14 protein-coding genes are annotated in these 17,367 nt (G+C 63.0%); 8 read left to right on the top strand and 6 right to left on the bottom strand.

Annotation, left to right across the window (positions count from 1 at the left end):
• Positions 1-5 precede the first annotated feature (5 nt).
• Complete coding sequence (locus J3A98_RS17490) at positions 6-1,619, bottom strand: APC family permease (protein WP_176685074.1); 1,614 nt, start codon at positions 1,617-1,619, stop codon at positions 6-8.
• Between the two features lie 377 nt (positions 1,620-1,996).
• Here J3A98_RS17490 and J3A98_RS17485 point away from each other — a divergent pair, with 377 nt between their 5' ends.
• Complete coding sequence (locus tag J3A98_RS17485; protein ID WP_209967553.1) at positions 1,997-2,779, top strand: AraC family transcriptional regulator; 783 nt, start codon at positions 1,997-1,999, stop codon at positions 2,777-2,779.
• Here the strand turns inward: J3A98_RS17485 and J3A98_RS17480 are convergent.
• Positions 2,767-3,654, bottom strand: coding sequence for a LysR family transcriptional regulator (locus J3A98_RS17480; protein WP_209969894.1), 888 nt, complete (start codon positions 3,652-3,654; stop codon positions 2,767-2,769). The two genes, J3A98_RS17485 and J3A98_RS17480, sit on opposite strands and share 13 nt — an antisense overlap.
• A 141-nt stretch (positions 3,655-3,795) precedes the next feature.
• On the opposite strand from J3A98_RS17480, the gene moaB reads away from it, so the two are divergent.
• Positions 3,796-4,314 carry a molybdenum cofactor biosynthesis protein B gene (gene moaB, locus J3A98_RS17475; RefSeq protein ID WP_102885781.1) on the top strand — a complete coding sequence of 173 codons (519 nt, stop codon included), beginning with the start codon at positions 3,796-3,798 and terminating at the stop codon, positions 4,312-4,314.
• 46 nt (positions 4,315-4,360) lie between these two features.
• Here the strand turns inward: moaB and J3A98_RS17470 are convergent, their stop codons facing one another.
• Positions 4,361-5,260 carry a bestrophin family protein gene (locus J3A98_RS17470; RefSeq protein WP_209967551.1) on the bottom strand — a complete coding sequence of 300 codons (900 nt, stop codon included), beginning with the start codon at positions 5,258-5,260 and terminating at the stop codon, positions 4,361-4,363.
• A 20-nt stretch (positions 5,261-5,280) separates the two neighbouring features.
• A complete protein-coding gene (gene moaA / locus J3A98_RS17465) occupies positions 5,281-6,285 on the bottom strand; it encodes a GTP 3',8-cyclase MoaA (RefSeq protein WP_176685823.1) in 1,005 nt (334 codons plus the stop codon).
• A 224-nt stretch (positions 6,286-6,509) separates the two neighbouring features.
• Here moaA and J3A98_RS17460 point away from each other — a divergent pair, with 224 nt between their 5' ends.
• On the top strand, positions 6,510-8,840 hold the full coding sequence (locus J3A98_RS17460; protein ID WP_176685824.1) for an FdhF/YdeP family oxidoreductase: 2,331 nt from the start codon (positions 6,510-6,512) through the stop codon (positions 8,838-8,840).
• 109 nt (positions 8,841-8,949) lie between these two features.
• Here the strand turns inward: J3A98_RS17460 and J3A98_RS17455 are convergent, their stop codons facing one another.
• Positions 8,950-9,411: an Lrp/AsnC family transcriptional regulator gene (locus J3A98_RS17455; RefSeq protein WP_003254691.1), complete on the bottom strand. Its 462-nt coding sequence runs from the start codon at positions 9,409-9,411 to the stop codon at positions 8,950-8,952.
• A gap of 92 nt (positions 9,412-9,503) precedes the next feature.
• On the opposite strand from J3A98_RS17455, the gene J3A98_RS17450 reads away from it, so the two are divergent.
• On the top strand, positions 9,504-10,685 hold the full coding sequence (locus tag J3A98_RS17450; RefSeq protein ID WP_209967548.1) for an aminotransferase class I/II-fold pyridoxal phosphate-dependent enzyme: 1,182 nt from the start codon (positions 9,504-9,506) through the stop codon (positions 10,683-10,685).
• A gap of 1,987 nt (positions 10,686-12,672) precedes the next feature.
• Here J3A98_RS17450 and J3A98_RS17445 read toward each other — a convergent pair.
• Complete coding sequence (locus J3A98_RS17445) at positions 12,673-12,909, bottom strand: YdcH family protein (RefSeq protein WP_209967547.1); 237 nt, start codon at positions 12,907-12,909, stop codon at positions 12,673-12,675.
• 253 nt (positions 12,910-13,162) lie between these two features.
• On the opposite strand from J3A98_RS17445, the gene J3A98_RS17440 reads away from it, so the two are divergent.
• The 4 genes from J3A98_RS17440 (at position 13,163) to J3A98_RS17425 (ending at position 17,345) form a co-directional block, all read left to right on the top strand.
• Positions 13,163-14,800 carry a phosphoethanolamine--lipid A transferase gene (locus J3A98_RS17440; RefSeq protein WP_209967545.1) on the top strand — a complete coding sequence of 546 codons (1,638 nt, stop codon included), beginning with the start codon at positions 13,163-13,165 and terminating at the stop codon, positions 14,798-14,800.
• A gap of 186 nt (positions 14,801-14,986) precedes the next feature.
• A complete protein-coding gene (gene rnd / locus J3A98_RS17435; RefSeq protein ID WP_064491840.1) occupies positions 14,987-16,120 on the top strand; it encodes a ribonuclease D in 1,134 nt (377 codons plus the stop codon).
• Positions 16,117-16,410, top strand: coding sequence for a YcgL domain-containing protein (locus tag J3A98_RS17430; protein WP_021783370.1), 294 nt, complete (start codon positions 16,117-16,119; stop codon positions 16,408-16,410). The genes rnd and J3A98_RS17430 overlap by 4 nt, the downstream gene beginning before the upstream one ends.
• Before the next feature lie 2 nt (positions 16,411-16,412).
• Positions 16,413-17,345 (top strand): D-2-hydroxyacid dehydrogenase, encoded by a 933-nt coding sequence (locus tag J3A98_RS17425; RefSeq protein ID WP_209967543.1) that lies wholly within the window; start codon positions 16,413-16,415, stop codon positions 17,343-17,345.
• Positions 17,346-17,367 lie beyond the last annotated feature (22 nt).

The raw sequence follows: 17,367 nt of genomic DNA, 5'->3' as shown, positions 1-17,367 counted from the left end.
AAAGATCAGGAAGCGACGGCAACAGGGCGGCCGTTAGAGGTTTCAGCGCAGGCTTCGCTTTCGTCGTCGCCTTCCAGGCGTACCAGGTGGGCAGGCACGCCTGTAGCGGCGCCCCAGTAGTAGATGCCCAGCGCGCAGGCGGCCACGACCACGGTGTCGAGCGGGTGGCCGATTACCCCCAGGCCGCCGAAGCTGCCCAGCCACGACAGCAGGATGGTCACCGCATAGAACCCGATCAGCCACGCCGACGAGCGAACTTGCTGGGCCAGCGAAAGGTGCTGGGTGGGTACGAAACGGCTGCACAGCAGGTACAGCACGAACATCACGATCTGCAGGGCCAGCAGCCACGACACGGTTTTCCAGCCAGACCAGTACACGATCAGGGCAGCGATGATGAACGACAGCGGGCCGAGCACGGCCATGCCCTTGACCCGGAACGGACGCGGCATGTGTGGTGCATTGCGGCGCAGGGCGGCGACGCTGACCGGGGCCACGGCGTAGCTCAGCACCAGGGCAGCGGACACCACGTTGATCAGCGCTTCCCACGATGGGAACGGCAGGGTCCAGAACACCGACAGGCCAAATGTCAGCCACAGGGCCGGGCGCGGGATGCCGGACTCTGCATCGATGCGGGTGAAGTACTTGAAGAAGGTGCCGGTCTGCGCCCAGCCATAGATCACGCGTGGGGTGGCGTTCATGTAGATGTTGCCGCAGCCGCTTGGCGAGATCACTGCGTCGGCCACCACCAGGTAGGCGAGCCAGCCCACACCCAGGGCCAGGGCGATGTCACGGTAGGGCAGGGCCAATTCCTTGGTCACGCTGGCCCAGCCGTTGGCCAGCATTTCGGTCGGCACGCTGCCAAGGAAAGCCAGTTGCAGCAGCGCGTAGATGGCGGTGGACAGCAGTACCGACAAGATCAGTGCAATGGGGATGGTGCGTTGCGGGTTCTTCACCTCGCTGGCCACCGAAATGATCGGCGTCAGGCCCAGGTAGGCGAAGATGATGCCACCGGCGGATACCGCCATTTCCACCCCGGACAGGCCGAACGGGGCAAAGCCCTGGACCTCGAAGTTTTCCGGTTTGAAGAAGGTGAACAGCACGCCGATCACCAGCAGCGGCACGATGAACTTGAACACGCTGACCAGGTTGTTGGCCTTGGCGAAGGTTTTCACGCTGCGGTAGTTGAGGAAGAAGAACAGCCCCAGCAAGGCGAACTGCACCAGCCAGCCGAGCACGGTCGGGTCGCTGGAGCCGGCCTTGGTCAGCCCGGGAAACCAGGCGGCGGCGTATTGGCGTGAGGCGACTACTTCGATGGCGATCAGGCTGGAAAAGGCGATCAGGGTGATGAAGCCCATCAGGTAGCCCAACAGCGGGCCGTGCGAGTACACCGGGTAGCGCACCACGCCACCGGCGCGGGGCAAGGCGGCGCCCAGCTCGCAGTAGACGATGCCCAGCAACAGTACGGCGAACCCGCCCAGGAACCAGGAGAGGATGCCTGCCGGGCCGGCGATGGCCGAGACATGGCTGGCGGCAAACAGCCAACCGGAGCCGAAGATGGCGCCTAGGCCGATGAAGGTGAGGTCCAGCAGTGATAACTGTTTTTTGAATTTGCCTGACATGGGTTCGCCTTTTTGTTGGTTATTGGATAGGCAGGTCTGATGTCACGAGATGCGGCTTTTGGGGCCGCGCTCTTGTAGGACTTGGGCGGCTTGCGTGGGGCATAGAGTGAACTGGTCGGGGCGGCGGTTCTTGATGGTTTTCTGCAGAGGGGATGACGAAATCGGCACAGTTGCAGAAAAAAAGTGGTAAGGCGCAAAGCGGGGGGATAGGCTCAAAGCCATACCGGATAAGGGTTTGAGAGATGCAGTGCTAGTGTCGGCCCTTTCGCGGGTGAACCCGCTCCTACAGGTACGGCGCAGAATTCGAAATCTGTGGGGGCCCTGTAGGAGCGGGTTCACCCGCGAAGAGGCCGGCCCAGCCAGCAGAGAACCGACAGATGACCGACACCCCCCTGGCAACCCTCTACCAGTCCCTGGACCAGCACCGCCCCGCCACCCTCGAGGCCCTGCTTGCCGGTGTATCGCTGTTGCTGCCGATGCTCGACGCCATCCCCAACGCCGCGATCTTCATCAAGGATTCTGCCGCCCGCTATGCGTTGGCCAACAACACACTGGTCCAGCGCTGTGGCCTCAAGCGCCTGCAACCGCTGCTGGGCAAGACCAGCGCCGAGGTGTTTCCGGCACAGTTTGGCCCCGGCTATACCGAGCAGGATCGACGTGTTCTCAAGGAAGGTCTGGTGCTGGAGGACCAGTTGGAGCTGCACCTCTACGGCAGCCGTGAGCCCGGCTGGTGCCTGACCCACAAGCGCCCGCTGTACAACCCTGCCGGCGAAATCATCGGCCTGGTCGGCATCTCGGTCGACTTGCAGTCAGCTGCTGACAGCCACCCCGCCTATCAGCGCCTGGCTGCGGTGGACGAGCACATCCGCCGGCATTTTCATCAGCCGATCAGCATGGGCGAGCTGACCCGCATCGCTGGTATCTCCGTGGCTCAGTTGGAGCGCTACTGCAAGCGGGTGTTCCACCTCACGCCCCGGCAGATGATCCACAAGGCACGCCTGGAGCACGCCCACCGACTGCTGCATTCGGCGCTGCCGATCACTGAAGTGGCGATGCGCTGCGGCTACACCGATCACAGCGCCTTCAGCCGCCAGTTCAAGCAACTGACCGGCTTCACGCCGCGCCAGTACCGCCAGGCTACCGCCGATCAGGTTGCCTGAAACAGCTCACGCGCCTCGGCAAAGCACTGCTCGGCAATCGCCGAGCGCGGCTCGCTGCGGCGCAGCAGCAGCCCGACCGGGCTAAGGATGGCGGCGTCGGCCACTGGCAGGATTCGCAGGTGCTCGCTGAGGTCTTCCAGGCCGCAGTCCAATGGCATGATCGCGCAGCATATGCCGGTGTTGATGGCCTGGATAAGCTGGAAGCTCGAGTCGCTCTCAAGCACCGCATTGGGTTCAAGACCACGGCTACGGAAGCTCAGGTCCAGCGACTGGCGGTAGTGCATGCCTTTGCTCAGCAGCCCCAGCGGAATGTCGCCGAGCTCGTCCCAGCGCAGTCGGTCGCTGGCGAACTGGAAGTGCCGCGTGTCGTGCAGCAGGCCCATGGTGGTGGTGCCGAGTTCGATCACTTCGAAGAAGCTGGTATTGACCTGGTCCAGGTAGCAGATACCCAGGTCGAGCTGGTTGCGGCTCAGGCCGTCGAGGACCTGTTCCGAACTCAGCGAGCTAAGCTGAAAGTGCAGTTCGGGGTATTTTTCGCGCAGGGGCAGCAGCAGGTGCATGGGATTGAAGCTGGCCAGCGGCACCGTGCCCAGGCGCAGGCTGCCGACCACTTGGCCACGGCAACTTGCAGCCTCGGCCTGCAGGCCGTCGTGGGCCGCGAGCAGGGTGCGGGCCCAGGCCAGGATGCGCTCGCCGGCCTCGGTGAAGCCTTCGAAGCGCTGGCCACGCTTGACCAGCACCAGGTCCAGCTCATCCTCCAGGTTGCGCAGGCGCATGGACAGCGTCGGCTGGGTGATATGGCACAGCGCCGCCGCCTGGCCGAAGTGGCGGGTCTGGTCGAGTGCGATGAGGAACTTGAGCTGCTTGATGTCCATGGAAGTGCCTGGCGTCTGATTGTGCAGACCATAACCCACGTCTGCGATAGATGTCATTGATCGGCCGGTACGCCATATCGATTGGACGCACCTGGGGCTATGCCTCTAGCGTGGTGAAAATGCCCTTCAAGGAGCTTCATTGTGCGCGTCCAACTTGATGCGGTCTTCGTACCGCTGAACATCGCCGTGCTGACTGTCAGCGACACCCGTACCTACGACAACGATACTTCCGGCGAGCTGCTGGCCAACCGCTCGGTCGAGGTCGGTCACCGGCTGGTGGCGCGAGCGCTGCTCAAGGACGACCTGTACAAGATCCGCGCTCAGGTGGCCAGCTGGATTGCTGATGAACAGGTGCAGGTGGTGCTGATCACCGGCGGTACCGGCTTTACCGGGCGCGACAGCACACCCGAAGCGGTCGAGTGCCTGCTGGACAAGCGTATCGATGGGTTTGGCGAGTTGTTCCGGGCATTGTCGATTCTCGATATTGGCAGCTCGACCGTGCAGAGCCGGGCGTTGGCCGGGTTGTCCAACCGCACGTTGGTGTGTTGCCTGCCGGGCTCGACCGGAGCCTGCCGCACCGCCTGGGAAGGGATTCTGGCCGAGCAGCTGGATGCACGGCACCGGCCATGCAACTTCGTCAAACACCTGTTGCCGATGTAGGAGCGGGTTTACCCGCGAAGAGGCCAGAACAGGCAACCACCCACGGTCAGCTCAACACATACCCCACCGGCAACAAGGCGGGAGGCAGTTGCTGTTCCCCCAATCCGGCCAGCACATCGCGCTCCACCGTCCGCACCATGGCATCGGTCGGCAGATCGTTCTCATCGCGCCCGAACGGGTCTTCCAGCTCGTTGCCGATCGCATCCAGCCCGAAGAACGTGTACCCCACGATGGTGGTGAACAGCGGTGCAAGCCAGCCCAGCGGCTCGGCCAGGGCAAACGGCAGCAGCAGGCAGAAAATGTAGATGGTACGGTGCAGCAGCAGCGTGTAGGGGAACGGCAAAGGCGTGCCCTTGATCCGCTCGCAGGTGGCCTGCACTTCGGTCAGGCCCACCAGACGTTGTTCCAGCAGGTGGTAGCGCCATTCGCTGATCTGTTGCTGCGCGGCCAACCGTGAACAGTGTCCACCGATTTCACGCAGGATGCCGTCGCACACATTGTGCGGGCTGATCGCATCGGCCTGGGCCAGCCACGGTCTGGCAGCTGCCCGTTCGTCCTCGTTACGCAGCCGGGCATTGAGTGCATGAGCGAAACCACACAAGTTGCGCAGCAGTTCGGTGCGCAGTGTTTCGTCGGCAATCGCCACGCTTTCCCGCACGAACGAGCGGGTTTCGATAATCAGTTTGCCCCAGGCCTTGCGCCCCTCCCACCAACGGTCATAGCACGCGTTGTTGCGAAAGCTCATGAAGATCGACAACGACAGGCCCAGCAAGGTGAACGGCGTGGCGCTGACCGGGTAGAAATACGCCGGGTAATGCCGCTCGACCAGCACGATCAGCGCGGCTAGCAGTGTCACCATCAGGCAACGCAGGGCAATGCGTTTGACGATCGACCCCTTGAGGGTGAACAACACGCGCAACACATCGGTGGAGGGGGGGACGATCATGGAAATCCAGAGACGGCTGCTCAGCCGCCGGTCATGTTCATGAAGCGCAGGATCTGCACATCGCCACCGACTTCGAAATGATGGCGATAGGGCTTGAGGTGCAGCGAGTCGCGAATGGCCTTTTCCAGGCGTTCGGGGTTGCCAGGGTGGGCGCGCAGCACGTGCTTGAGGTCTACCGAGTGTTCGTTGCCCAGGCACAGCAGCAGGCGGCCTTCGACGGTAAGGCGCACGCGGTTGCAGGTGGCGCAGAAGTTGTGGCTGTGCGGTGAAATGAAGCCGACCCGCGTATTCGCGGCTTCGGCCAGGCGCCAGTAACGGGCCGGCCCCATGGACGATTCGGTCGATTCGATCAGCGTGAACTGCTCGGCCAGGCGTGCCCGTACTTCATCGCTGGAGCAGAACGATTCGCCACGTTCATGCTCGCTTATCACCCCCAGCGGCATTTCCTCGATGAAGGTGATGTCCAGTTCACGTTCGATGGCAAAGCGCACCAGATCGACCAGTTCATGGTCGTTGCGGCCTTTGAGGACCACGCAGTTGAGTTTGGTGCGTTTGAAACCCGCCTGGCGTGCGGCGTCGATACCGGCGATTACCTGGGCAAGGTCGCCGGTGCGGGTCAGTTGCTTGAAACGGTCGGCATCCAGGCTATCCAGGCTGATATTCAGACGTGTCACCCCGGCGTCGAACAGCGGCTGAGCCAGGCGCCCGAGTTGCGAGCCGTTGCTGGTCAGGCACAGCTCGCGCAGGCCGGGCAGGGCGGCGATGCGCCCGCACAGGTCGACGATGCCCTGGCGTACCAGTGGCTCGCCACCCGTCAGGCGGATCTTGCGGGTGCCCAGAGCGACGAAGCGTTCGGCCACCTGGAACAGTTCTTCGAGGCTGAGGATTTGCTGGCGCGGCAGAAACTGCATGTCTTCGGCCATGCAGTACACGCAACGGAAGTCACAACGGTCGGTGACCGACATCCGCAGGTAGTCGATTTTCCGGTTGAAGCCGTCGATCAGGGCCCGGCTGTTCTGTTCCACGTTCGCACTCGAATGGGTTGGGACATGACTCCAAGCTATAACCTGGCCGCAGGGCCGTCAAATTGCTTTGCCTGACCGGTTGATCGATGGCCTCTATCGCTTGGTATGGCATCTGGCGGCCCGTGATCGAAACCGCTTATCACGCCGTAAGATCTTTCGATTGGACGCGGCCTCCCCACGCTCCATAGGCTGGAAAAAAGCATCGAAGCGTGAGGATTCATCGCATGAGCCAGGACGAACACATCAGGGACTACAAGGGCGCCGCCGCCGGCTGGGGGGCGCTGAAAAGCGTGACCAAGAGCTGGCTGGGCAGCGACAACGCCTTCAAGAACCTGCGGGCCATGCTCAAGACCAACCAGAACGGCGGCTTCGACTGCCCCGGCTGTGCCTGGGGCGAGTCGCCGGAAAGCGACATGGTCAAGTTCTGCGAAAACGGCGCCAAGGCGGTCAACTGGGAAGCCACTGGCCGTTCGGTGGACCCGGCATTCTTCGCCAGGTACAGCGTCAGCGCGCTGAAGGAACAGACCGACTACTGGCTGGAATACCAGGGCCGCCTCACCCACCCGATGCGTTACGACGCCGCCACCGACCACTATGTCGAAACCACCTGGCAGGAGGCCTTCGAGCTGGTCGCCAGGCATCTGCGTGCGCTTGAGTCGCCAGATGAGGCCGAGTTCTACACCTCGGGCCGGGCCAGCAACGAGGCGGCGTTCCTCTACCAGCTGTTCGTGCGCGCTTACGGCACCAACAACTTCCCTGATTGCTCGAACATGTGCCACGAAGCCAGCGGCGCGGGTATGTCGGAAACCCTTGGGGTGGGCAAGGGCACCGTGGTGTTCCACGACCTGGAGCTGGCCGACGCGATCTTCGTCATCGGCCAGAACCCCGGCACCAACCACCCGCGCATGCTCGAACCCCTGCGGGAAGCGGTCAAGCGTGGTGCCCAGGTAGTCTGCTTCAACCCGTTGAAAGAGCGTGGCCTCGAGCGCTTCCAGCACCCGCAGCACCCGTTCGAAATGCTCAGCAACGGCTCCGAGCCGACCTCCAGCGCCTACTTCCGCCCGGCCTTGGGTGGGGACATGGCGGCAATGCGCGGTATTGCCAAGTACTTGTTGCAATGGGAGCGCGAGGCGCAGGCCAAGGGCGAGCCGGCGGTGTTCGACCATGCCTTCATCGCCGAGCACACCAGCGGCGTCGACGATTACCTGGCGGCGGTGGACGCCACGTCCTGGGAGCACATCGTCAAGCAGTCGGGCTTGACCCTGGCCGAGATCGAGCTGGCCGCACGCATGTATCGCAAGGCCGAGCGGGTCATCATGTGCTGGGCCATGGGCGTCACCCAGCATCGCCATTCGGTGCCGACCGTGCAGGAAATCGTCAACCTGCAGCTGCTGCGCGGCAACGTCGGCAAACCCGGCGCAGGCCTGTCGCCGGTGCGTGGCCACAGCAACGTGCAGGGTGACCGTACCATGGGTATCGACGAGAAGCCGTCGGCGGCGCTGCTCGATGCCATCGAAAAACGCTTCCAGTTCAGTGTGCCGCGTACCCATGGGCACAACGCGGTGTTGGCGATCAAAGCCATGGAAGAGGGGCGGGCCAAGGTGTTCATCGGCTTGGGCGGCAACTTTGCCCAAGCCACCCCGGACACCGCGCGCACCCACGCGGCGCTGCAGAATTGCGCGTTGACCGTGCAGATTTCCACCAAGCTCAACCGCTCGCATCTGGTCACCGGCCGCGATGCGCTGATCCTGCCGTGCCTGGGCCGTACCGAAATCGACCTGCAGGCCGAAGGGCCGCAAGGCGTGACCGTGGAGGACACCTTCAGCATGGTGCACATCTCCAACGGCCAGTTGCGCCCGCGCTCGCCGCATATGCGCTCGGAACCCTGGATCATCGCCGGCATGGCCAAGGCTACGCTGGGCAACCAGCCGATAGACTGGGAGTTTGCGGTGGCCGACTACAGCCGTATTCGTCAGATGATCGCAGACGTTATCCCTGGTTTCGCCAGCTTCAATGAGCGCTTGCAGCAGCCGGGCGGTTTCCACCTGGGTAACACCGCCGCCGATCGCAACTTCCGAACGGCCACGGGCAAGGCCCGGTTCATGCCCCACGCGCTGCCCGAGGAGTTGGTCAATGCCAAGGTGCTGGCCCGGGGTGACAAACCCGACCTGATCCTGCAGACCCTGCGCTCGCATGACCAGTACAACACCACCCTGTATGGCCTGGACGACCGCTATCGGGGGGTGTTCGGCCTGCGTGAAGTGGTGTTCGTCAATGAGGCCGACATCCGTCGCCTGGGCTTCGAGCCGGGTGAGCAGGTGGACCTGGTGTCGCTGTGGGAGGATGGCGTGGAGCGGCGGGTGTCGGGCTTCCGCCTGGTGGCGTATGACGTGCCCGAGGGACAGGCGGCGGCGTATTACCCGGAAACCAACCCGTTGGTACCGCTGGAAAGTTATGGCGAGGGCACCTACACCCCGACCTCGAAATTTGTGGCGATCAAGGTTGAGAAAGCCAAGGCGGGGAACCGCATTGCGGCGGTGTTGGCCTCGGATTGATGGGGTGCCTGTGCTGGCCTCTTCGCGGGTGAACCCGCTCCTACGGGACCCCTCAGCGCTTGAGGTTGAGGTGATCCTGCGGGTTTGTCCGCGAAGCATCCAGCACCGGTCAGGCGCGATGCACCGGGTAAGCCGTGGTGTACTTCATCTGCTCCATGGCAAAACTGGAGGTGATGTTCGATAGCCCATCGGTACGGGTAATCAGCTTTTTGTAGAACCGGTCATACGCGGCGATATCGCCCACCACCACCCGCAGCATGTAGTCCCAGTCCCCGGACATGCGGTAGCACTCCATCACTTCCTCGAACCCGGTCACGGTCGCGGCAAACTGCTCCAGCCAGGCGCTGTCGTGGCGCTGGGTCTTGAGCTGGACGAACACGGTAAGCCCCAACCCCAGCCGTTCGGGGTCCAGCAGGGCGACACGGCCGAGGATATAACCATCTTCCTCCAGGCGCTTGACCCGCTTCCAGCACGGTGTGGTGGACAGGTTGACGGCCTCGGCCAGGTCCTTCAGCGAGATCGAGGCATCACGCTGTAGCAGGGTAAGAATGTGCTGGTCGAAACTGTCCATATCGTGCGCTGGCCGTGCAGAAAAATATTTCACAGATTACCCCAAGGCCAGACGATTTGGGTTGTGCGATAGTTGCAGCTTTCATTCTGCCAATGGGCCTGACCATGTCCGACAAGCCGCGCAATTTCGCCACCCGTACCATTCACGCCGGCGAGCAGTTCAGCGTTGCCGATAACGCCATTTTCCCGGCCATCGTCACCGCCAGTTCGTTCACCAAGCGCAGCCTGGATGACAAGCCGGAATATTCCTATAGCCGCGTCGGCAACCCCACCCGGCATGCCTACGAAACCTGTGTCGCTGCCCTGGAAGAAGGCGTGGGCGCTGTGGCCTGCGCCTCGGGAGTGAATGCCACCGCAACCGTGCTTGAGCTGCTGCCCAAGGATGCCCACGTGGTGGTGATGAACGGCGTGTACGGTGGCACATTCCGCATCATGGAAGATTACCGCAGCCGCACCTCGGGGCTGACCACCACTTATGTCGATCTCAACGACCTTGAAGCCGTAGCGGCTGCGATCAAGCCGGAAACCCAGCTGATCTGGATCGAATCGCCGACCAACCCGTTGCTGCACCTGGTCGACATCAAGGCGGTGTGCAGCCTGGCCAAGGCGCGGGGGATTCTTACCTGCATCGACAACACGTTCTGCTCGCCGTGGAACCAGCGCCCGATTACCTTGGGCGTGGACTTGGTGATGCACTCGGCCAGCAAGTACATCGGTGGCCACTCCGACCTCACCGGCGGTGTGGTGGTCGCCGCCAATGACGCGCTGCTGGCACGCCTGCGCCGCATCAGCATGGCGATTGGTGCGGTGCAGGGGCCGTTCGACTGCTACCTGGCCCTGCGCGGCCTGAAGACCCTGGATGTGCGCATGGAGCGCCAGTGCGCCAATGCCCTGAAGGTGGCGCGCTTCCTGGAAGGCCACGCGCAGGTCGAGCAGGTCTATTACCCGGGGCTGGAAAGCCACCCACAGCATGAACTGTGCAAACGCCAGATGCGCAGTGGCGGGGCAGTGGTGGCGATGAAGGTCAAGGGCGACCGCGCCGCGCTCAACCGCCTGGTGGAGGCACTGCAGATTTTTGTGCTGGCAGACTCGCTGGGCGGGGTTGAGAGCATGATCAACCATTCCTGGAGCATGTCGCACTGCTCGCTGAGCCCGGAGCAGAAAGGGGTGATGGGGATCAGCGAGAACCTGCTGCGGTTGTCGGTAGGTATCGAGGACTACCGTGATCTGGTCGAGGACCTGGATGGGGCGTTGAAAGCGCTGGTTGCTGTGTGAGGGCTGCTGGCCCTTTCGCGGGTAAACCCGCTCCTACGACGGTCTGCGCATCGATGTAGGAGCGGGTTTACCCGCGAATACGGTAGCGGCGGCAACGGTGAACGGCCAGGGGCATTGGCCAGCAGGCCCGGCCCTTTCGCGGGTGAACCCGCTCCTACGACGGTCTGCGCATTGGCGTAGGAGCGGGTCTACCCGCGAATACGGTAGCGGCGAGAACGGTGAACGGCCAGGGACATTGGCCAGCAGGCCCGGCCCTTTCGCGGGTAAACCCGCTCCTACGACGGTCTGCGCATTGGCGTAGGAGCGGGTTTACCCGCGAATACGGTGGCGGCGGCAACGGTGAACGGCCAGGGACATTGGCCAGCAGGCCCGGCCCTTTCGCGGGTAAACCCGCTCCTACGACGGTCTGCGCATTGAGCGTAGGAGCGGGTTTACCCGCGAATACGGTGGCGGCGAGAACGGTGAACGGCCAGGGGCATTGGCCAGCAGGCCCGGCCCTTTCGCGGGTGAACCCGCTCCTACGACGGTCTGCGCATTGGCGTAGGAGCGGGTTTACCCGCGAATACGGTGGCGGCGACAACGATGACCGGCCAGGGACATTGGCCAGCAGGCCCGGCCCTTTCGCGGGTGAACCCGCTCCTACGACGGTCTGCGCAGGAGCGGGTTTACCCGCGAATACGGTAGCGGCGGCAACGGTGAACGGCCAGGGGCATTGGCCAGCAGGCCCGGCCCTTTCGCGGGTGAACCCGCTCCTACGACGGTCTGCGCAGGAGCGGGTTTACCCGCGAATACGGTAGCGGCGGCAACAGTGAACGGCCAGGGACATTGGCCAGCAGGCCCGGCCCTTTCGCGGGTGAACCCGCTCCTACGACGGTCTGCGCATTGGCGTAGGAGCGGGTTTACCCGCGAATACGGTGGCGGCGGCAACGGTGAACGGCCAGGGACATTGGCCAGCAGGCCCGGCCCTTTCGCGGGTAAACCCGCTCCTACGACGGTCTGCGCATTGGCGTAGGAGCGGGTTTACCCGCGAATACGGTGGCGGCGAGAACGGTGAACGGCCAGGGGCATTGGCCAGCAGGCCCGGCCCTTTCGCGGGTAAACCCGCTCCTACGACGGTCTGCGCATTGGCGTAGGAGCGGGTTTACCCGCGAATACGGTAGCGGCGGCAACGGTGAACGGCCAGGGGCATTGGCCAGCAGGCCCGGCCCTTTCGCGGGTTTACCCGCGAATACGGTAGCGGCGGCAACGGTGAACGGCCAGGGACATTGGCCAGCAGGCCCGGCCCTTTCGCGGGTAAACCCGCTCCTACGACGGTCTGCGCATTGGCGTAGGAGCGGGTTTACCCGCGAATACGGTGGCGGCGACAACGATGAACGGCCAGGGGCATTGGCCAGCAGGCCCGGCCCTTTCGCGGGTGAACCCGCTCCTACGACGGTCTGCGCATTGGCGTAGGAGCGGGTTTACCCGCGAATACGGTGGCGGCGACAACGGTGAACGGCCAGGGACCTTGGCCAGCAGGCCCGGCCCTTTCGCGGGTGAACCCGCTCCTACGACGGTCTGCGCATTGGCGTAGGTGCGGGTTTACCCGCGAATACGGTAGCGGCGGCAACGGTGAACGGCCAGGGGCATTGGCCAGCAGGCCCGGCCCTTTCGCGGGTGAACCCGCTCCTACGACGGTCTGCGCATTGGCGTAGGAGCGGGTTTACCCGCGAATACGGTGGCGGCGACAACGGTGAACGGCCAGGGACCTTGGCCAGCAGGCCCGGCCCTTTCGCGGGTGAACCCGCCCCTACGACGGTCTGGACTGCGCATCGGTGTAGGAGCGGGTTTACCCGCGAATACGGTGGCGGCGGCAACGGTGAACGGCCAGGGAAATTGGCCAGCAGGCCCGGCCCTTTCGCGGGTGAACCCGCTCCTACGACGGTCTGCGCATCGGTATAGGAGCGGGCTTGCCCGCGAAGAGGCCGGTGGATTCAATAGATGCCTGTCAGGATTTGGGCGGATGAATGATCCGTTCGATCTTGTCCTTGATCAGCAACCTTTCCTTGCGCAGGCGGTTGACGGCCTCGTCGTTGGTTCCGTTGCCTTCGGCGGCGACCACCTCCTTGTCCTTGGCGTTGTACTCCTTGTGCAGTTTGTGCAGGTCCTGATCCTTGTCCATGAGCGCCTGGAATGCATCAGCGGTAACGTGCAGGTCAGCGAGCAGATCATGCGGAACTGGCATTTCTTCACCTCTGTCAGGGTTGTCGGTAAGGCTCTGATCACTGAGGATAGCTGTCTTTGCGCAGGCTGGTGACGGCTGTCCAGGCTGAATGGCAGCTGAATGGTTTTGCGATAACTTGTAAAAGACGCACCTTCACGAAATTGTTACCGTCTTTTTCACAAAAAATTGATGACGTGCTTTCTAGAGTTCACCCAACTTTCCCACGGTGCCTTCTGGCCTGGGGGGTGAAAATCACTCTTGATTGCGAACGCTGATGCTCAACTTCAAATCCCTGCGGACTGAATGGGTCACGCTGCTGGCCAGTCTTTACCTGCTGATCGGCTTCAACATGTTCCTCTGGGAGCACCTGCAGGCGGTGGTTCCTGCCGGCCTGTCGGGGTTATGGCTGAGTCTGGCGTTTGCCGTGCTGATGCTCTTCGCCTTCAATCTGATCCTCACGTTACTTGCCTTCCGGTATGTATTGAAGCCGGTACTTATTGTGTTGTTCATGAGTGGCGCGGGCGTGGCTTACTTCATGAACCAGTACGGCGTACTTATTGATACCGGCATGTTTCGTAATATGGCCGAAACCAATATTGCGGAAGTGCGCGACTTGATGTCGTTCAAGTTTGCCGCGTATATCCTGCTGCTGGGCGTGCTGCCTTCGGTGCTGCTGTGGAAGGCGAAGATCGCTTACCGCCCCTGGCACCGCGAACTGCTGGGCAAGTTGGTGGTCAGTGGCGCCTGTGTAGTGACCATCGGCTCGGTCGCGTTGGTCAATTATCAGGGGCTGTCGTCGCTGTTTCGCAATCACCATGAACTGCGCCTGATGCTCACCCCCAGCAATATCGTCGGGGCTTCCATTGGTTATGTCAGCGAGCGTGTCGGTACGGCTTCGCGCCCGTTCCAGCATTATGGTGAAGATGCCAAGCGTGATGCGGCCTGGCAAAAACATGAGCGCAAGTCGTTGACCGTGCTGGTGGTCGGAGAAAGTGCCCGGGCAGACCATTTCGGCGTGCTGGGCTATGACCGCGATACCACGCCGAATCTCGCCAAGGAACAGGGCCTGCTGGCGTTTTCCGACGTGCACTCGTGTGGTACGGAAACGGCGGTTTCGGTGCCTTGCATGTTCTCGGGCATGAAGCGCAGGGACTACGATGCCCGGGTAGCGAAAAACCGTGAAGGGCTGTTGGACATTCTCCAGCGTGCCGGCCTGGCCGTGCAGTGGCGTGACAACCAGTCGGGCTGCAAAGGCACCTGCGATCGCGTGCAGTTCATCGATGTCAGCAACCTCAAGGACCCGCAGCTGTGCGCCAATGGCGAATGCCATGACCAGATCCTGCTGCAAGGCCTGGACGCGCTGATCGACAACCTCGACAAGGACACCGTGCTGGTGCTGCACCAGATGGGTAGCCACGGCCCCGAGTACTTCAAGCGCTACCCCAGTGAAGACGAGCGCTTCACCCCGGTGTGCCAGAGCAACGCGTTGAACCAGTGCAGCCAGGAGGAAATCATCAACGGGTACGACAACACCCTTGCCTACACCGACAAGGTGCTGGCCTCGCTGATCGATACCCTGCGCAGCAAGCAAGACAAGGTCGACACCGCGATGATCTACCTGTCCGACCACGGCGAGTCGCTGGGCGAGTACAACCTGTTCCTGCACGGCACGCCGTACGCCATCGCTCCCGAGCCGCAGAAGCATGTGCCGCTGCTGACCTGGTTCTCCGACAGCTACAAGGAGGACTTCGGTATCGACAACGACTGCCTGGCCCGGCTCAGCGATACCCCGTTGTCCCAGGACAATCTGTTCCACTCGATGCTTGGCCTGTTGCAGGTACACACCGAGCTCTACCAGCAGTCGCTGGACATGTTCGCCGGTTGCCGGCCCTGGCTGGCAGCCAAGCGCTGAAGTCAGTCGCGTGTCATGCAGGCTTGGGTGATCCCTGGAGCGGGTAAGCCCGGGCCATACACCGTGTTGCCTTCATTCGCGGGCGCGCCCGCTCCCACAGGGTGGACTGCCCCCTGAAAGCTGGACAGTTTCACCAGCAGTGCCCTCGCCGTATATACTGCGCGCCAATGTTAGTGGGAGAGCCTTGTGGCCATCGAAATTCACTGGATCCGTGACGACCAGAGCCTGGCCGAGCACTGCCGCGACTGGCACCAGCTGCCCTTCGTCGCCGTCGACACCGAATTCATGCGGGTCGACACCTTCTACCCGAAAGCCGGGCTGATTCAGATCGGCGACGGCCAACGTGCCTTCCTGATCGACCCGCTGCTGATCGGCAACTGGCAACCCTTGGCCGACCTGCTGGAAGACAGCGGTGTGGTCAAGGTGCTGCACGCCTGCAGCGAAGACCTCGAAGTACTGCTGCGCCTGACCGGCAAGCTGCCTCAGCCGTTGTTCGACACTCAGCTGGCCGCCGGTTACCTGAACCTGGGCTTCTCCATGGGCTATTCGCGCCTGGTGCAGGAAGTGCTGGGCATCGAATTGCCCAAAGGTGAAACCCGCTCTGACTGGCTGCAACGCCCGCTCTCGGAAACCCAGGTCAGCTACGCTGCCGAAGACGCCGTGCACCTGGCCGAGCTGTTCACCGTGCTGCGCCCGCGGCTGAGTGACGACAAGTACGCCTGGGTGCTGGAAGACGGCGCCGAGCTGGTGGCTGCGTTGCGCCGTGAAGTCGAGCCCGAAAGCCTGTACCGCGACGTCAAGCTGGCCTGGAAGCTGGCGCCTCAACAACTGGCAGTGCTGCGTGAGCTGTGCGCCTGGCGCGAGCGCGAGGCGCGCAACCGCGATGTCCCGCGCAATCGTATCCTCAAGGAGCACTCGCTGTGGCCCATGGCCAAGAGCCAGCCGAACAACCTGTCGGCCTTGGCCAAGATCGACGAGATGCACCCGCGCACCATTCGTCAGGACGGTGAGTTCCTCATCCAGCTGATCAAGCGCGCCGCCAGCCTGCCGGCCGAGCAATGGCCAGCGCCCTTGCCCGAGCCGCTGCCGATCGAGGCTGCCGGCCTCCTCAAGCAGTTGCGTGCCATCGGCCAGGCCGAAGGCGAGCGCCTGGGGATTGCGCCCGAGCTGATGCTGCGCAAGAAAGCCCTGGAGGCGCTGCTCAAGAGCGGTTACCCCAATGGCCCTTATCAACTGCCCGATTCGCTGCGCGGCTGGCGCCGTGAGCGCATGGGCCAGGCCCTGCTGGACAACCTGGCAGGCGCCGGAGAAACCCGATGAAACGCATTTGCTCGATCTACAAAAGCCCACGCAAGAACGAAATGTACCTGTACGTGCTCAAGGCTGACGGCCTGGAGCGCGTGCCTGAAGGCCTGCTGCCGTTCTTCGGCACCCCCGTGCACGCTTTCGACCTGGTGCTCAGCCCTGAGCGCAAGCTGGCCCGCGAGGACATCAGCAAGGTGCTGGAGAACCTCGAAAGCCAAGGCTACCACCTGCAGATGCCGCCGCTGGAAGATGAGTACATCGAGCACCTGCCCGAAGAGCTGCTGCGCCGTAACGACCCCGTCTGACCATGCGCGTACTGATTGCTGAGCATGACCATGCTCGATACGCCGAGCTTTTGCGCGCAGCCGCGCCTGAAGTGGAAGTTCTGACCAGCGGCGACTCTGCCGAACTGGCCCGCCAGGCACCGCAGTGCCCGGTGTGGCTGGGCCAGCCGGACTTGCTGGCAAGTCTGCTGCGCCAAGGCCATAAGCCTGCCTGGATGCAGTCGACATGGGCCGGTATCACGCCGTTGCTGGCCGATGGCCTACCGCGTGATTACCGCCTGAGCCGGGCAGTGGGTATCTTCGGTCAGGTGATGGCCGAGTACATGCTCACCTATATGCTAGGCCATGAGCGTGAGGTGCTGGCGCGTCTGGTCAGCCAGGTCGAGCGGCGTTGGGATGACCACCCGGGGCGCAGCCTGGAAGGGCGCAAGGCACTCATTGTGGGTGTAGGCGACATTGGTCAGCGTGTGGCCGAGTTCCTGCAGCCGTTTGGTGTAGAGCTTTACGGGGTCGCCAGCAGCGCCCGTGAGCAGGCGCCGTTCGTCGAGGTGGCGGCGCTGGCCGACCTGCCGCGCATGGTCGGCCAGGTCGACTACGTGCTAAACCTGCTGCCGGATACCCCCGCCACTCATGACCTGTATGACGCAGCGCTGTTCAAGTGCTTCCAGCCCTCGGCCTTGTTCATCAATGCCGGACGCGGTGTAGCAGTGGTCGATGCCGACTTGGTAGGGGCGCTGAAAGAAGGCCATCTGGCCGGTGCGGTGATCGATGTCTGCCGGCAAGAGCCGCTGCCCAGGCAACACCCGTTCTGGAGCGCGTGGGGCTTGTTGCTGACCGGACACAGTTCGGCACCCACCTCGCCGACAGCGATGGTGCGCTTGTTTGTCGAGAATGTGCGGGCTTATGAAGCGGGGCAGGGGTTGCGGGGTGAAGTCGATTTCGCCCGGGGCTACTGATCGCTGTGGCCTGTACCGGCCT

Source organism: Pseudomonas sp. BP6, from assembly GCF_017875935.1.
GTDB classification, from domain to species: domain Bacteria; phylum Pseudomonadota; class Gammaproteobacteria; order Pseudomonadales; family Pseudomonadaceae; genus Aquipseudomonas; species Aquipseudomonas putida_Y.
Note: the sequence above shows the minus strand (reverse complement) of the source record. Positions and strands in the feature narration are given on the sequence as shown.

Bases quoted from the DNA above. Each gene is read 5' to 3' on its own strand.
- J3A98_RS17485 (WP_209967553.1), top strand. From the start codon at position 1,997: ATGACCGACACCCCCCTGGCAACCCTCTACCAGTCCCTGGACCAGCAC.
- J3A98_RS17450 (WP_209967548.1), top strand. From the start codon at position 9,504: ATGGGCCTGACCATGTCCGACAAGCCGCGCAATTTCGCCACCCGTACC.
- J3A98_RS17480 (WP_209969894.1), bottom strand. From the start codon at position 3,654: ATGGACATCAAGCAGCTCAAGTTCCTCATCGCACTCGACCAGACCCGC.
- J3A98_RS17460 (WP_176685824.1), top strand. From the start codon at position 6,510: ATGAGCCAGGACGAACACATCAGGGACTACAAGGGCGCCGCCGCCGGC.
- J3A98_RS17440 (WP_209967545.1), top strand. From the start codon at position 13,163: ATGCTCAACTTCAAATCCCTGCGGACTGAATGGGTCACGCTGCTGGCC.
- J3A98_RS17470 (WP_209967551.1), bottom strand. From the start codon at position 5,260: ATGATCGTCCCCCCCTCCACCGATGTGTTGCGCGTGTTGTTCACCCTC.
- J3A98_RS17445 (WP_209967547.1), bottom strand. From the start codon at position 12,909: ATGCCAGTTCCGCATGATCTGCTCGCTGACCTGCACGTTACCGCTGAT.
- J3A98_RS17425 (WP_209967543.1), top strand. From the start codon at position 16,413: ATGCGCGTACTGATTGCTGAGCATGACCATGCTCGATACGCCGAGCTT.
- J3A98_RS17455 (WP_003254691.1), bottom strand. From the start codon at position 9,411: ATGGACAGTTTCGACCAGCACATTCTTACCCTGCTACAGCGTGATGCC.
- J3A98_RS17430 (WP_021783370.1), top strand. From the start codon at position 16,117: ATGAAACGCATTTGCTCGATCTACAAAAGCCCACGCAAGAACGAAATG.
- J3A98_RS17490 (WP_176685074.1), bottom strand. From the start codon at position 1,619: ATGTCAGGCAAATTCAAAAAACAGTTATCACTGCTGGACCTCACCTTC.